Genomic DNA, 13,494 nt, shown 5'->3' with positions numbered 1-13,494 from the left:
CGAAAAGTGACCGTCATTAATGGCGGTCACTTTTCAAATCTGGCAGGATTCTACGATGAGGTATCTTCAGTGCTCATGAAAGGGACTGACTGGAAAGTGGGAACCTTGGACGGTTTTGATGATATTTTGTACGGAGGTTTCGGAGTGTTTGAGAACGGAGAGGAATTAGAAATTATCTGGAAAGAATCCCAGAAGTCAAAAAAGGATCTCGGTTTGGAAGCAACCTGTGATTTTTATGAAAACAAAATCAGGCAGGGAAAACCATTCAATGTCAAATTGATCCAGCAGAAACTGGATGAACTGGCTTCAGGAAAAGGCCAGACCTTATTTGAAATTTTAGTTGAAATTATAGATTCGCATAAAAATATTGTACTAATTTTGGATTGATGTAATTGATGGATATATGATGATTGATTAATCATCACAAATAAATAATAAATCTACAACAACTAGCATCCAATATCTGACATCTAATTAAATATGAAAAAAATGATTTACGGGCTGTTCTTCGGAGACAGCATTACATATGGGGAATATGACGGAGTATTCGGAGGATGGGTAGATATTCTTAAAAGATATGCTTTACAGCAGTTTCATGAAGGGAAAAATGAACTGATCCTTTTCAACCTTGGGATCGGCGGCGAAACTACAGACGGTCTGTTGAAAAGAATGCCTCATGAACTGGCTGCCAGAAATTCAGCGGAAGGAAATATTGTTTTTATTGGTTACGGCGCTAATGATCTTGCTATAAAAAACGGAGTTCATATGGTAAATCCCGATCAGTTCAGGAATAATATCTATGAGGCAGTTCGTCATGCAAAACAATATGCCCATGATATTTATCTCGTCAACATTCTTCCTGTTTCTCAAAAAGTAGATGGGATAGAAAGCGCAGCAGGAAAGTTGAGAACCCACGATGAAATCCTTATTTATAATCAGATTCTCAAAGACATTGCTTCTGAACACTCGCTGCATTATGTTGATTTTTATAAGGCTGTTTTGGAAGATAAAGAAATCCTGCTTTCCGAAGATGGAGTACATCCCAACGAAAAAGGCTATGGCATAATGGCTGAAACGGCAATACCCATCATAGAAAAATATTTATAATGGCTTATCTGTTTTCCTACGGAACCTTGCAGAAAGAAGAGGTTCAGATTGAGACATTCGGCAGGATTCTGAAAGGTGAAAAAGATATTCTTACTGGGTATAAATTGGGCAGGGTAGAGATCACAGATCCCGAAGTTTTACGCAAAAGCAATCAGCAGTATCATCCTATTTTAGAATTTTCGGGAAATACCAAAGATAAGGTAGAAGGGATTCTTTTTGAAGTTACAGAACAGGAAATTCTGCAGGCCGATGAATACGAAGTGGATGATTATAAAAGAATAGAAACGGTTTTCAAGTCAGGGAAAACAGGGTTTATTTATGTTGGAAAGTGAATTTATCTTAATGTCGTGAAATATTGATTTTATTTGTTAGTTTTATACTTACAAATTCAAGAAACATTATGAAAAATCTAAAAAAACTAAAAAGACAGGAACTGAAAAACGTAAAAGGTGGAATAGGCCCGTCCTTGATCATTTATCCGACAGACGAAAACGGATATTGCAGCAATCCACCGTATATTTCTTACTGTGCAAAATTTGATGGCTGTATGACCTCAGAGTCCTGGGATAAATACTGTTCTTAAAAACATAAGCATTCCTTCGGGAGTGCTTTTTTATTGAAAAATATACTTCCAGTAAACAATTATTCCCGTAACAATTGAAGCTATGGTCATGAGCAGAACAGCTCCAGCGGAAATATCCTTAATAAAGCCGATTCTTTTGTCAAAATCAGGCTGGATGATATCACATATCTTTTCGATTGCAGTATTAAAAATTTCAGCACTTAAAACACCTGCTGAAGCCAGAAGAACAAGTACAGTGTCAGTTGTTGAAAGTTTAAAATAGAAAATGAGGATAAGGTTGATAAAAAAAGCTGCGACCTCGATCTGAAAATTCCTCTCCGTTTTCAGCATCAGCAAAATACCGCGGAAAGCATTAAAGAAACTTTTGTGGATAGGCGGTTTTTGCATAGCTTATTTTTAGCAAAGATAAGATTTGTATTTTGTTGAATCCTGATACTTGGGAACAGTTTTTTGTATATTATATTCACCCGGAAATGAAAAACTAGGGATAGGTTTTTATTCAGGAGTTTATCATTGGAAGGAAATTCTGACATTAAACCAAGCCTGAAAACAGCTTAACGATATTTGTTCAAAACTCCTTAAGATTATTTTTTTCATTATAGTTTCTATTTATTATATTTGTAGAAACTTATTTTTAAATCTATGAAATTTATTATTTCAAGTGGTGAACTGCAGAAAGCATTGCAAACTGTAAGTGGCGTAATATCAAGTTCTCAGTCGAGACCGATTTTAGAAAACTATCTTTTTGAATTAGACGGAAATAACGTTACCATTACAGCATCTGATGGCGAGACTACTCTTGTTACTTCTCTGGAGGTAAAGTCTGATGATTCGGGTAAATTTGCCGTTCCTGCTAAAATTTTTCAGGATTTTATCAAGACGTATGGTGAACAGCCTTTAACCTTTGTAGTAAAGGATCACGCAGAAGGAACCGGAAGCCAGCTTGAAATTTTAGATGAAAAAGACAATTTCGCTGTAGCATTGGATAATGCCGATGATTACCCTGAGCTGCCGGAATTTGATGCATCTCAAAGCGTAACAATGCCTGCCGGAGTTTTATCTGAAGCACTGACGAATACTCTTTTTGCGACCAGTAACGATTCTCTTCGTCCGGTAATGACAGGAGTATTGTTTCAGTTCGGAGAAAATGAGACCAATTTTGTTTCTACAGATTCCCACAGACTGGTTGTATATAAAAGAACAGACCTGATGAATGCCGAACCAATGGAATTCATTATGCCTAAAAAACCTTTGAATATTTTCAAAAATATTCTGGCAAGTTCCAATGAAGATGTTACTATTGATTTCAATGAGAATATGGCCAAATTTACTTTTGGAAAACATATCTGGATCTGTAGACTGATAGACGGGAAATACCCGAACTATACAGCCGTAATTCCGAAAGAAAATCCAAATGTACTGACGATTAACAGAAATCTTCTTTTAGGAGCAATCAAGAGAGCATCGATCATGTCTAACAAATCTACCAATCAGGTGAGATTTAAACTGTCTGCAAACATTCTTCACCTTCATGCAGAAGATACGGAATATGCAAACAAAGCAGATATGCAGATCCCTTGTGACTATAACGGAGAAGACATTAATATCGGTTTCAGTTCTAAGTTCTTAACGGAAATGCTTACTATTCTGGGTTCTGATGATATCACCATGAAGATGTCTCAACCTAACAGACCGGGAATCATTGAACCTCTTGATGGTCTTGAAGAAAGTGAAAATATCTTAATGTTGTCAATGCCGGTAATCGGATTGTAATATTTAAAATACATAAACGATAAGAGACTGAATTTTCGGTCTCTTTTTATTTTTATATGATATCAGGAATTTTTGAAATTTATTTTGATCATTCTTTAAAAAATCTGAAAATAATGCAATAGGTTTGTAAGTTTCGTATAAAAAATACATCAAAATAGATCGGAAACGGATCAGAAACTATTTGTTTTAAAGTCCTCCCTAAATTTCTCTATTTCTTAAAAAAACACGACATTTGTACGGGAAAAAACCGTACAGGAAAACCGATACGGAAATTCAATAATTTTTTCAAAATATAGCAAATGAAAATATCAAACAACTGGCTGAAAGACTTTATCAAAACGGAACTGAAAACGGAAAGGATCGGAGAATTCCTTACAGATATAGGTCTTGAAGTAGAGGGGATAGAAAAATTTGAAAGTGTAAGAGGCAGCCTGGAAGGTATTGTAGTAGGAAAAGTATTGACCTGCGAAAAGCATCCGAATGCAGACAAATTAAAGAAGACAACAGTTGATGTAGGGAATGGTAAAATATTAAATATAGTTTGCGGGGCTCCCAATGTTGAAGCCGGACAGACTGTTCCTGTAGCTGTTGTTGGGACTAAAATTTATGATAAAACCGGAAATCTTTTCGAGATCAAGGAAGCAAAGATCAGAGGCGAGGTTTCTCAGGGAATGATCTGTGCAGAAGATGAGCTTGGCCTTAGCGAAGATCACGGTGGAATTATGGTTTTGGATGAAACCAAATATGAGGTAGGAAAGAATTTTGCAGATTATTTTGAATTGACCAACGATGAAGTGATCGAAATCGGCTTAACTCCCAACAGAACGGATGCCATGTCCCATTACGGCGTTGCCAGAGATCTTCATGCTTTCCTTTCGACCAACCAGCAGAAATCAACGTTTGAAAAAGTATCTTCTGAAACGGTAAACGGTGAAGGTTCACACAATTTCACGCTGGAAGTGGAAAATGCAGAACTTTGCCCAAGATACATCGGAGCTGTTATTGAAGACGTGAAAGTAGCTGAATCTCCGGCATGGTTAAAGGCAAGATTGAAAGCAATCGGCCTGAACCCAATCAACAATATTGTAGATATTACCAATTATATTCTTCACGGATACGGACAGCCTCTTCATGCATTTGATGCAGACAAGATTACCGGTAGTAAAGTGAAGGTAGGAACCGTAAAAGAAGGGACTAAATTTACCACTCTGGATGGTGTGGAAAGAACTTTAAACGGTTCTGAAGTGATCATTAAAGACGGAAAAGATAACCCGATGTGTATTGCGGGGGTTTTCGGTGGTGTTCATTCAGGAGTTTCTGATGAAACAAAAAATATATTCCTGGAAAGTGCCTATTTCAATCCGGTAGCGGTAAGAAAAGGGGCCAAATTTCATGGGCTGAACACCGATGCTTCTTTCAGATTCGAAAGAGGAGTAGATCCTAATATGACCAGAACAGCCATTACCCATGCCATCAAAATGATTCAGGAGATTGCAGGTGGAAAATTGGTAGGAGATCTGCTGGAAGAATATCCAAAGAAAATTGAGGACAATTACGTAATCATTAGGTTTTCAAGAATCGAACAGATCCTGGGAACAAAAATTCACAGAGAAAAAGTAAAGGAAATCTTAAAATCTCTTGAAATTCAGGTTTTAAATGAAATTCAGAACGGACTTGAAATATCTGTACCGGCTTACAGGGCAGATGTAACAAGAGAAATTGATGTTATTGAAGAAATCCTGAGAATTTACGGTTACAATAAGATCGATGCTCCGCAGAAAATATCTTTTACACCGGTAAAACTGAGCGCTAACGATCAGGATGAGCTTGAAAATAACTGGGCGAGAACCCTGCAGAGCCTTGGTTTCAATGAAGCGATGAACAACTCACTTACTTTCGTAAAGGATGAAACTGATGCTGTAAAATTACTCAATCCATTGAGCGGAGATCTTGCCTTCATGAGAAAATCTTTATTGGAAGGTCTTCTTCAGAATGCAGTGTACAATATCAACCGAAAAAACCAGGATATCAAATTCTTCGAATTCGGAAAAATTTACCATAAAAAAGAAAAATACGAAGAGAGAAAACAGCTTGCCATTCTTGTTACAGGAAGAGATGTTGCCGAAAACTGGCTGCAGCCTAAATCTGCAGTAAGCTTCTATAACCTGAAAGCTTACGTGAAAGTTTTGCTGGAAAAACTTGGAGTGGATTATAAAGAGGTTGCTTTAACAGATGAAAGATTCTCTGATGCATTAGCTTATGAGGCAGACGGTAAAATCTTAGTGAGAATCGGAAAAGTAGCGCCGGTTTTATTGAAAGATTTTGACATTGATCAGGAGTGTTTCTATGCTGAAATCGAGCTGGAATTGGCTCAGCAGCTACGTTCTGAAAAAGTGCTTACGTTTAAGGATATTCCTAAGTTCAATAAAATCAGAAGAGACCTTGCCTTATTAATTGATAAGAATATCAATTATCAGGATCTTTATCAGACGGCGAAAAAGAATAAATCTCCTTTCATCAAGAATATCAACCTGTTCGATGTATATGAAGGAAAAAATCTTCCGGAAGGTAAGAAATCCTATGCGATGAGCTTTGAACTGTTGAATGAGGAAAAAACCCTGGAAGAAAAGGAAATTTCTGAAGTAATGGATTCTCTGATCAAAGCATTCCAGAAAGAATATAACGCAGAATTAAGATCTTAATAAAAGATAAGACTTATAAAAAAACGGACTTGAAAAAGTCCGTTTTTTTATTTTTACTTCTCAGATCTTCAAGATTTAATATAATAATAATGATGATCAATATCCTAAAACTTGCAGCATAAAAAAATCTGCGTAATCTGTGTAATCTGCGAGAAAATAAAAATATTTTAAAGAAACATCTAAATATCTACGAGATTTCTAAATTCTTTTGTCTCTCGCAAATTACATAGATTAAGTAGATGATAAAGTAATCTTTATTACAGAATTTTCAGCATAAAAAAATCTGTGTAATTTGTGTAATCTGTGGGAAAATAAAAATATTTTCAAGTAAAATTCAATAAGAGCAAACTTTTACCGGCCTTCAAATGATCCCAAATCTCCGGCTTTAACCAAAAAATAAAAATAACCTTAATACTTATGATTAATAAAAAGTTCAGTAATTAGTATTCTTAAAAAAGTAATAAAATCTTCCACAAGCCGTTTAAATAATATAATTTCCTTAAATTTGAGTAAATCAAAAAGAAAAAAATGAAAAATCTTTTTTTAAGTATAGGTGCGGCTGCTATTCTGGCGTCGTGTGGCACAATGACGAGTGCTTCTGCCTCTAAAGTAGGAAAGGCCCAGCCTTCACTGGCCAATACAAAATGGACTTTGGCAGATAATGTAAAAGGAAAAGTTCCGACCCTTAACATCGAAGGTGAAAAGATCAATGGAAACGGAGGATGCAACAACTATTTCGGAACAGCTAAAATAGACCCTTCTACAGGTGATTTTTCTGCCGGACAAATGGGTTCTACAAAAATGATGTGCAATAATATGAGCGTTGAGCAGAATTTTATGGATATGGTAGGAAAAGCTAATAAATATGTTGTTTCCGGAACGACGCTGGAACTTTACAAAGACAATCTGCTACTGTTGAAATTCAATAAAGCTGAATAACATAAAAAAGGAACTCAATTGAGTTCCTTTTTATATGTTTAGGTAGTTATTATTCTTCCTCTTCTTCGTCGTACTTAGCCAACTCTTCATCGCACCATTTAAATGCAGCTTCTACCACTTTTGTAGCCTCGTCTGCCATAGTTTCCTCATCGTCACCTTCCAAATCATCCAGCCATTCAACTTCTTCTTCCTCTACATTTAAGATAAATCTTGGATATTCTGTATGAACTACGAATAAATCTTCAGGAAATTCCGAATTGTCTGCTAATAAAAACTTTGGTAATTTCATTTTTTTAATATTTTAACTTTAATCAAAGATAAATAAAATTATTGACTTAAAATTATTTCAAAAACATTTTTGAAACTTTTTCAGCTTTTTTGCTTTCCGAATAATCATAGAAACCTTCACCGGACTTTACGCCCAGTTTTCCGGCCATTACCATGTTGACAAGAAGTGGATTCGGAGCATACTTAGGGTTTTTGAAACCGTCATACATCACGTTCAGGATAGCAAGACAAATATCCAGTCCGATAAAATCTGCCAATTGAAGAGGACCCATCGGATGTGCCATTCCAAGCTTCATTACCGTGTCGATCTCTTCTACACCGGCCACACCGTTGTAAAGTGTTTCAATAGACTCATTGATCATGGGCATAAGGATTCTGTTGGCTACGAAACCCGGATAGTCATTCACCTCCACAGGAACTTTACCCAATGTTTTGCTCATCTCATAGATGGCATCGAAAGTTTCTTTAGAAGTAGAATATCCTTTGATGATCTCTACCAGCTTCATAATAGGAACCGGATTCATGAAATGCATTCCGATTACTTTATCAGGTCTTTTGGTAGCGGCAGCAATTTTTGTGATAGAAATAGAGGAGGTGTTTGTAGCGAGAATACAGCTGGCAGGTGCCAGTTCGTCCATCTGTCCGAAGATTTTCACTTTTAAATCCTGATTTTCCGTAGCAGCTTCAACGATAAGGTCTGCGTTTCCTGCAGCGTTTTTAAGCTCTGTAAACGTGGTGATGTTTCCTAAAGTCTCAGCTTTTTGTTCTTCTGTAAGGTTTCCCTTTGCAATTATTCTGTCAAGGTTAGTTGTAATTGTTTTCAATCCTCTGTCCAGCGCATCCTGAGATACATCTACCAGATTTACTTTGAATCCGCTTTGTGCAAAAGTATGCGCAATACCATTTCCCATGGTTCCAGCTCCAATAACTACAATGTTTTTGATCATTTTTTCTTTTATTATTTATAGATAGTTAAATTTTCAATGCCTGATTGCTCCTTGTTTTCATTAATAGTAGTGAAACCAAATATTAGCAATTTTTCTGCTTTAAAAATAAGCTTAATATTTTACTTATTAAAATCATCCCAGACTGCCTTGGAAATATCGGAAACCATTTTACAGTTAACTTCATCTGTTTCAGTAGAATTGTTGACGAATACAGCAATTGCGTAATGTTTTCCATCAGGAAGAGTGATGATTCCCATATCATTTTCTGCCACAGTAAGTCCATTATCATACTTTCCGGAAGAACCGGTTTTATGCGCTACAGGAGTATTTTTTGGTAACTGCTCGACAATTTTATTCGTCCCTGTTTTAGTTCCTAACATAATCTGCATCAGATAATCGGTAGATTTTTTAGAAAGCAATTTTCCGTCGTAGAACTTTTTCAAAACCTGTACGGCAGAATTGGCAGTGCTGTAATTTTCGTACTGCGTTTTCCAGTTTTTATGCATATCATCCTCGTTGTGTTTGATCTGGAAACCTTTTACCCCTTTGGAATCCATAAATTTCTGAACGGTTTCTGTTCCTCCGATCAGTCTGAGGAGCATATCGCATCCATTATTGTCACTTAATGCAACCGTATAATCCAATACTTCGCCCAAAGAAAGGGAAACATTGGCTTCAGGATATTTCTCGCGTATTGGAGACCATGTATTTTCCAGCATATCCTCTTTCTTGAAAAACAGTTTCTGATCCAGTGAAAGTTTTTTTGATCTACAAGATCCAGCACAGCACAGGCAATATGAAATTTGAAAACACTTAAAGTAGGAAGCGGCTTATCCCCGTTTTTACTGAACTTGAAATTATTTTCAAAACCCAGAACAGAAACTCCTACGGTAGCTTTTTTACCTTGTGTAATAGAACTTATTTTTTGCTCCAAGGCCGATTTCTGAGCTACTGCCAGTGAAGAGATCAGAAGAAAGAAAATTCCTATTTTTTTCATAATGTATCAAATTAAAAAACTCCCTTTTAAAGTCTAAAAGAGAGCTGCAATTTAAGATAATTTTGTTGTAGTGCTATTGAAATTCTATGATTCGATGTATTTTTTAAGAATCTCTTCATACATAATACCCTGAATTCTGCTTCCTTTTTCTGAAGCCCAATCCATAGCAAGTTCAGCCATTACCTGATTTGTGCTTGTAAGAATTACACCTGCTTTTTCCATTCTTCTTAATGAGGTCTCATCTGCAAGAGTTGTGGGTGAGCCACCGGCATCTACTACTACCTGTATTTCGTAACCATCTTCTAAAGCACTCATTGCAGGATAAACTATACACACATCATTAGTAAGACCTGCCATAATAAGACGCTTCTTGCCGGTTTTTTCTACAGCATCTTTGAAAGGTTGATACAGCCATGCATCTACAACTCCGGGTCTTTTTATTCTTTTCAGATAATCTTCAGGAGCTATTTTTTGCAGATCATCAAGAAGAAGTCCCTGGAAATGGTCTTCCTGGCTGGAAGTTAATATAAGCGGCATTTTTGTTTCTACTGCTGTACGTGCCAAAGCGCGCGTGTTTTTTATAATTTCTTCATGATCAATATTCCGTGCTAATTTAATCGTTCCTACCTGGTGGTCAATGAGTAAAATAGCACTGTCTTCTGTGGAAAATCTTTTGTTATTCATAATTTTAAATATTTGTGAAACAAAATTGCATAGAAAAGTTTACTTTTGAAATAAGTTTACTTTTTGTATATTAGTTTACTTTTATATAGTTATTGATGAATAAAGCACTTATGAAAAATAAAATACAAATCCAGCCTGTGATGGATGCTTTGGAAATTATAGGAGGGAAATGGAAGTTTCCTATTCTTTACAGTCTTTGTGGAGGAAAAAAGAGATTTAAGGATTTGTTGGAAGACATTGGTAAGATTACTCCCAAAATGCTAAGCTCTGAACTTAAAAGTTTGGAATGTAATGGCCTTGTTTCAAGAACAGCAATTGCCACTGTTCCTGTAACTGTTGAATATGAACTTACGGAATATGGGGAAACTTTGGAACCTGTTCTACGTCATATTCAGATGTGGGGAATGAACCACAGAAAAAAATTATTGAGAGTATAAAGTAAATCAAAAAACTCCTTTTTATTGATTAAAAAAGGAGTTTTTTGATTTAAACATAATTATTATTTTATATCAAAATAATTCAGATTAACACCATTATTTTCAAAGAATACTCTGATGCTAGTCTCTCCTTTTCTAAGACTGATATTTTTTACAGAAAAAGTTTTCCAGTTCTCATTTCCACCGCTGGACGGTAACGATGCATTTGCTAGAACCTTTCCGGAGGCTGTTTCAATTCTTATTCTGGAATCATTAACAGCTGCATATCGTATATCAAATGTATAATTCTTGTCTTCCTTTGCTTCAATAGTATACTGAAGCCATTCGCCTGCTTCCGTTTTTCCTACATAATATTTATTGGTGATTTTATCGTGGCACAAGTAAATGTCCACACCATCATTTCTCATCTGCTGTCCGGAATTCCATTCGGATCTTTTCGCAGGATCACTTACCCACAGGTTAACAAAATCCTTGTCCACATAAGCTGAACCCATTCTTCCCAAATCATAGTCTGAAGCAAATACCCTTCCCGGAGCCAGATGTTTTCTGAATGGTTTTGTAGAATTATCTGTCACCTGTCTGAACATGGCATCAATGACATCGTTCTTAATTTCAACATTGTTGAATTTGTAGTTTTCTGCAATCTGCATCAATGCTTTTGCTGCGAAATCTCTGGAAGGCTTTTCCCCTCCGTTTTTCCAATAGCTGAGAAGCTTTTCGTATTCAGGAGTAATCTTTACATTGGTGATTCCTGCAATATTATCTATTTTTTTCATCGGCCAGAATGCATAGCCAATGTTATGTTTATCAAGAAGCTGGATAAGTTCTGTAAACCATACGTTCGAGTTTTCTCCGGTTTCCCCGAGCCAGATGGGGATATTGTGCTTCTTTCTGAGGTCGAGAATAGACTGGATGGTTTCATCATTGTTATAATTCCAGTACTTATGAAAGCTGAATGCCATATTGCTGTCCCAGAGCGGGATCAACCCGTTATAGTTATTGCCCCATCCGTTACCTTCAATAAAGATGATATGCTTTTTATCGGATTCACGGATCGCGGCGGTAATATCTTTCTGTAGTTTCCATAGCGGAGCATTCGACATTTCGTCGGTACCATTTGGGTTTTTTCCGGTGAAGTTGATATTAGGTTCATTGATCAGGTCATAGCCGCCGATCCACGGTTCATCTTTATATCGCTCCGCAAGCTTTTTCCATAAGGCAATGGTCTTTTTCTGATTTTCAACGCTTTCCCACAGTGATGGTTTGGATTTATCATTATCTGAAATATTAACGTCATTTCCTTGTCCGCCAGGTGCTGCATGAAGATCCAGGATCAGGTACATTTTGTTTGCCGCACACCATTTCAGAAGATCATCCGTCATTTTAAAACCTTCTTCCAGCCATGTATTTTCCCCTTTTACAGGTTCTTTTTCAATAGGCAGGGTATACAGATTGTAATGCATCGGAAGTCTTACGGAATTAAAACCGGATTTTGCAAGAAAGTCTATATCCTCTTTGGTAATACCGTTTTTAAGGTAGGCTTTATAGAATTCTTTCATTCCGTCTTCACCGACCAGTTCACTTATTTTTTCTTTAATTTTATACTGAGGACCAGCAAAATCTGCCGTTTTCAGCATATATCCTTCCTGAAGCATCCATCCTCCGAGACCTAAGCCTCTCAGCTGGATATTTTCACCTTTATCATTAACGATTTTCTGACCGTCGGTTTTCAATAATTGTGATGTCCCAAATTGAGACAATAAAAATGCGGATAACAGGATGGCTTTTTTCATAAGAAGTTATTTATTTAGTTTTATTGGAAAGAATTAAAGAATTATGATATTAAGAAAGACAAATATATTTAAAAAATCCAGAAAACATTAAAATCGTATAATGAAAATTAATTATTCGTAAAATATAAGCAAAATGCTGCCGTTCTTTATATTGAAATGTTAAAAGAGAAAAATCTGCATAGACCAAAATAAAAACAGACTGTCATATGACGACAGCCTGTATTGATAATGTATGATCGTTATTTTTTAAGAAATCAGCTTTACAATTTCCAATGCAACTTTTAGGGCTTCCGTTCCGTCTTCCAGGGAAACTTCTATGTTTTTACCGTCAGTGATGGCATCTGCAAAAGAATTTAATTCATCAAGAATGGCATTATTAGGCTGAATGTCAGGGTATTCAAATAAAATCTGGTTCTTTTCCCCATCCGCATTTTCTATAATCATATCGAAAGGAGTAGGATTTTCGGGAGCGTCTTTCATTCGGATCACTTCTGCCTTTTTCTCCAGGAAATCTACGGAAATATAGGCGTCTTTCTGGAAAAAACGGCTTTTTCTCATCGCTTTCATAGAGATTCTGGAGGTGGTAAGATTCGCCACACATCCGTTTTCAAACTCAATTCTGGCATTGGCAATATCCGGAGTTTTACTTACCACACATACACCGCTTGCATGAATGGTTTTAACCTTAGATTTGGCCATACTTAACAAAATATCCAGATCATGAATCATAAGGTCCAGTACTACAGAAACATCCGTTCCTCTCGGATTGAACTCTGCCAGCCTGTGGATCTCTATAAACATAGGGTTCTTGATGTATTCCTTAGTGGCAATAAAAGCAGGGTTGTACCTTTCAACATGACCGACCTGCGCCTTGATTCCGTTCTCCTGACATTTATGAAGGATCTCTTCTGCCTGTTCAAGCGTTTGGGTGACCGGTTTTTCAATGAAAAAATGAAGTCCTTTTTCAATAGCTTTTAATGCATAATCGTAATGGTAAACTGTGGGTGTCACAATATCCAGCATGTCGATCTGCTCAAGAAGTTCATCAAAATTTTCAAAATATTTATAACCGAATTCAGCTTCTATTTTTTTCCGTTTTCAGTATCTTTATCATGGAAGCCTACCAGTTCGTACTTATCTGACTGATTAAGAAGTCGTAAATGAATTTTCCCCAGATGTCCGGCACCTACCAAACCTGCTTTTAACATAGATTTTTTTAATTTTTGTAAAGATAAGAATTTTAG

The 13,494-nt window shown here is 36.3% G+C and carries 13 protein-coding genes and 2 pseudogenes; 8 read left to right on the top strand and 7 right to left on the bottom strand.

What is annotated here, in order from left to right; translation table 11 throughout:
* The first annotated feature begins 6 nt into the window (after positions 1-6).
* From N4G44_RS12485 to N4G44_RS12470, 4 genes are all read left to right on the top strand, one after another.
* Positions 7-387, top strand: a complete 381-nt coding sequence (locus tag N4G44_RS12485; protein ID WP_474927342.1) for a barstar family protein — start codon at positions 7-9, stop codon at positions 385-387.
* Positions 388-480: 93 nt separating this feature from the next.
* Entirely contained in the window at positions 481-1,107 is a 627-nt protein-coding gene (locus N4G44_RS12480) for an SGNH/GDSL hydrolase family protein (protein ID WP_474927341.1), read from the top strand.
* The gene (locus N4G44_RS12475) at positions 1,107-1,439 is read left to right on the top strand and encodes a gamma-glutamylcyclotransferase family protein (RefSeq protein WP_474927340.1); all 333 of its coding nucleotides are present in this window, start codon (positions 1,107-1,109) and stop codon (positions 1,437-1,439) included. The genes N4G44_RS12480 and N4G44_RS12475 overlap by 1 nt, the downstream gene beginning before the upstream one ends.
* 68 nt (positions 1,440-1,507) lie before the next feature.
* On the top strand, positions 1,508-1,690 hold the full coding sequence (locus N4G44_RS12470) for a bacteriocin-like protein (protein ID WP_474927338.1): 183 nt from the start codon (positions 1,508-1,510) through the stop codon (positions 1,688-1,690).
* A 30-nt stretch (positions 1,691-1,720) separates the two neighbouring features.
* Here N4G44_RS12470 and N4G44_RS12465 read toward each other — a convergent pair whose 3' ends face one another.
* A complete protein-coding gene (locus N4G44_RS12465) occupies positions 1,721-2,077 on the bottom strand; it encodes a diacylglycerol kinase family protein (RefSeq protein WP_474927337.1) in 357 nt (118 codons plus the stop codon).
* Between the two features lie 255 nt (positions 2,078-2,332).
* On the opposite strand from N4G44_RS12465, the gene dnaN reads away from it, so the two are divergent.
* From dnaN to N4G44_RS12450, 3 genes are all read left to right on the top strand, one after another.
* Positions 2,333-3,463 (top strand): DNA polymerase III subunit beta, encoded by a 1,131-nt coding sequence (gene dnaN / locus N4G44_RS12460; protein ID WP_474927336.1) that lies wholly within the window; start codon positions 2,333-2,335, stop codon positions 3,461-3,463.
* 299 nt (positions 3,464-3,762) lie between these two features.
* A complete protein-coding gene (pheT, locus tag N4G44_RS12455; protein WP_474927335.1) occupies positions 3,763-6,165 on the top strand; it encodes a phenylalanine--tRNA ligase subunit beta in 2,403 nt (800 codons plus the stop codon).
* A 528-nt stretch (positions 6,166-6,693) separates the two neighbouring features.
* Positions 6,694-7,104, top strand: a complete 411-nt coding sequence (locus N4G44_RS12450; RefSeq protein WP_260544071.1) for an META domain-containing protein — start codon at positions 6,694-6,696, stop codon at positions 7,102-7,104.
* Between the two features lie 49 nt (positions 7,105-7,153).
* Here the strand turns inward: N4G44_RS12450 and N4G44_RS12445 are convergent, their stop codons facing one another.
* From N4G44_RS12445 to N4G44_RS12430, 4 genes and pseudogenes are all read right to left on the bottom strand, one after another.
* Positions 7,154-7,393 (bottom strand): hypothetical protein, encoded by a 240-nt coding sequence (locus N4G44_RS12445; RefSeq protein WP_007845674.1) that lies wholly within the window; start codon positions 7,391-7,393, stop codon positions 7,154-7,156.
* A 52-nt stretch (positions 7,394-7,445) separates the two neighbouring features.
* On the bottom strand, positions 7,446-8,336 hold the full coding sequence (locus N4G44_RS12440; protein WP_474928337.1) for a 3-hydroxybutyryl-CoA dehydrogenase: 891 nt from the start codon (positions 8,334-8,336) through the stop codon (positions 7,446-7,448).
* A 122-nt stretch (positions 8,337-8,458) separates the two neighbouring features.
* Positions 8,459-9,336 (bottom strand): annotated as a pseudogene (gene bla-A, locus N4G44_RS12435) (CGA/CIA family class A beta-lactamase).
* An 84-nt stretch (positions 9,337-9,420) separates the two neighbouring features.
* Entirely contained in the window at positions 9,421-10,020 is a 600-nt protein-coding gene (locus tag N4G44_RS12430) for an isochorismatase family protein (RefSeq protein WP_474927332.1), read from the bottom strand.
* 110 nt (positions 10,021-10,130) lie between these two features.
* Here N4G44_RS12430 and N4G44_RS12425 point away from each other — a divergent pair, with 110 nt between their 5' ends.
* Positions 10,131-10,457, top strand: a complete 327-nt coding sequence (locus N4G44_RS12425; RefSeq protein WP_474927331.1) for a winged helix-turn-helix transcriptional regulator — start codon at positions 10,131-10,133, stop codon at positions 10,455-10,457.
* Positions 10,458-10,519: 62 nt separating this feature from the next.
* Here the strand turns inward: N4G44_RS12425 and N4G44_RS12420 are convergent, their stop codons facing one another.
* The gene (locus N4G44_RS12420) at positions 10,520-12,250 is read right to left on the bottom strand and encodes a cellulase family glycosylhydrolase (protein WP_474927329.1); all 1,731 of its coding nucleotides are present in this window, start codon (positions 12,248-12,250) and stop codon (positions 10,520-10,522) included.
* A 246-nt stretch (positions 12,251-12,496) separates the two neighbouring features.
* Positions 12,497-13,458: pseudogene (locus N4G44_RS12415) on the bottom strand (Gfo/Idh/MocA family protein).
* Positions 13,459-13,494: the final 36 nt, after the last annotated feature.

This window comes from Chryseobacterium sp. GTID13 (genome assembly GCF_056172655.1).
Note: the sequence above shows the minus strand (reverse complement) of the source record. Positions and strands in the feature narration are given on the sequence as shown.

Excerpts from the sequence above, each read along its gene's own strand:
- N4G44_RS12480 (WP_474927341.1), top strand. The coding sequence starts at position 481 with ATGAAAAAAATGATTTACGGGCTGTTCTTCGGAGACAGCATTACATAT.
- N4G44_RS12475 (WP_474927340.1), top strand. The coding sequence starts at position 1,107 with ATGGCTTATCTGTTTTCCTACGGAACCTTGCAGAAAGAAGAGGTTCAG.
- N4G44_RS12470 (WP_474927338.1), top strand. The coding sequence starts at position 1,508 with ATGAAAAATCTAAAAAAACTAAAAAGACAGGAACTGAAAAACGTAAAA.
- N4G44_RS12465 (WP_474927337.1), bottom strand. The coding sequence starts at position 2,077 with ATGCAAAAACCGCCTATCCACAAAAGTTTCTTTAATGCTTTCCGCGGT.
- dnaN (WP_474927336.1), top strand. The coding sequence starts at position 2,333 with ATGAAATTTATTATTTCAAGTGGTGAACTGCAGAAAGCATTGCAAACT.
- pheT (WP_474927335.1), top strand. The coding sequence starts at position 3,763 with ATGAAAATATCAAACAACTGGCTGAAAGACTTTATCAAAACGGAACTG.
- N4G44_RS12450 (WP_260544071.1), top strand. The coding sequence starts at position 6,694 with ATGAAAAATCTTTTTTTAAGTATAGGTGCGGCTGCTATTCTGGCGTCG.
- N4G44_RS12445 (WP_007845674.1), bottom strand. The coding sequence starts at position 7,393 with ATGAAATTACCAAAGTTTTTATTAGCAGACAATTCGGAATTTCCTGAA.
- N4G44_RS12430 (WP_474927332.1), bottom strand. The coding sequence starts at position 10,020 with ATGAATAACAAAAGATTTTCCACAGAAGACAGTGCTATTTTACTCATT.
- N4G44_RS12425 (WP_474927331.1), top strand. The coding sequence starts at position 10,131 with ATGAAAAATAAAATACAAATCCAGCCTGTGATGGATGCTTTGGAAATT.
- N4G44_RS12420 (WP_474927329.1), bottom strand. The coding sequence starts at position 12,250 with ATGAAAAAAGCCATCCTGTTATCCGCATTTTTATTGTCTCAATTTGGG.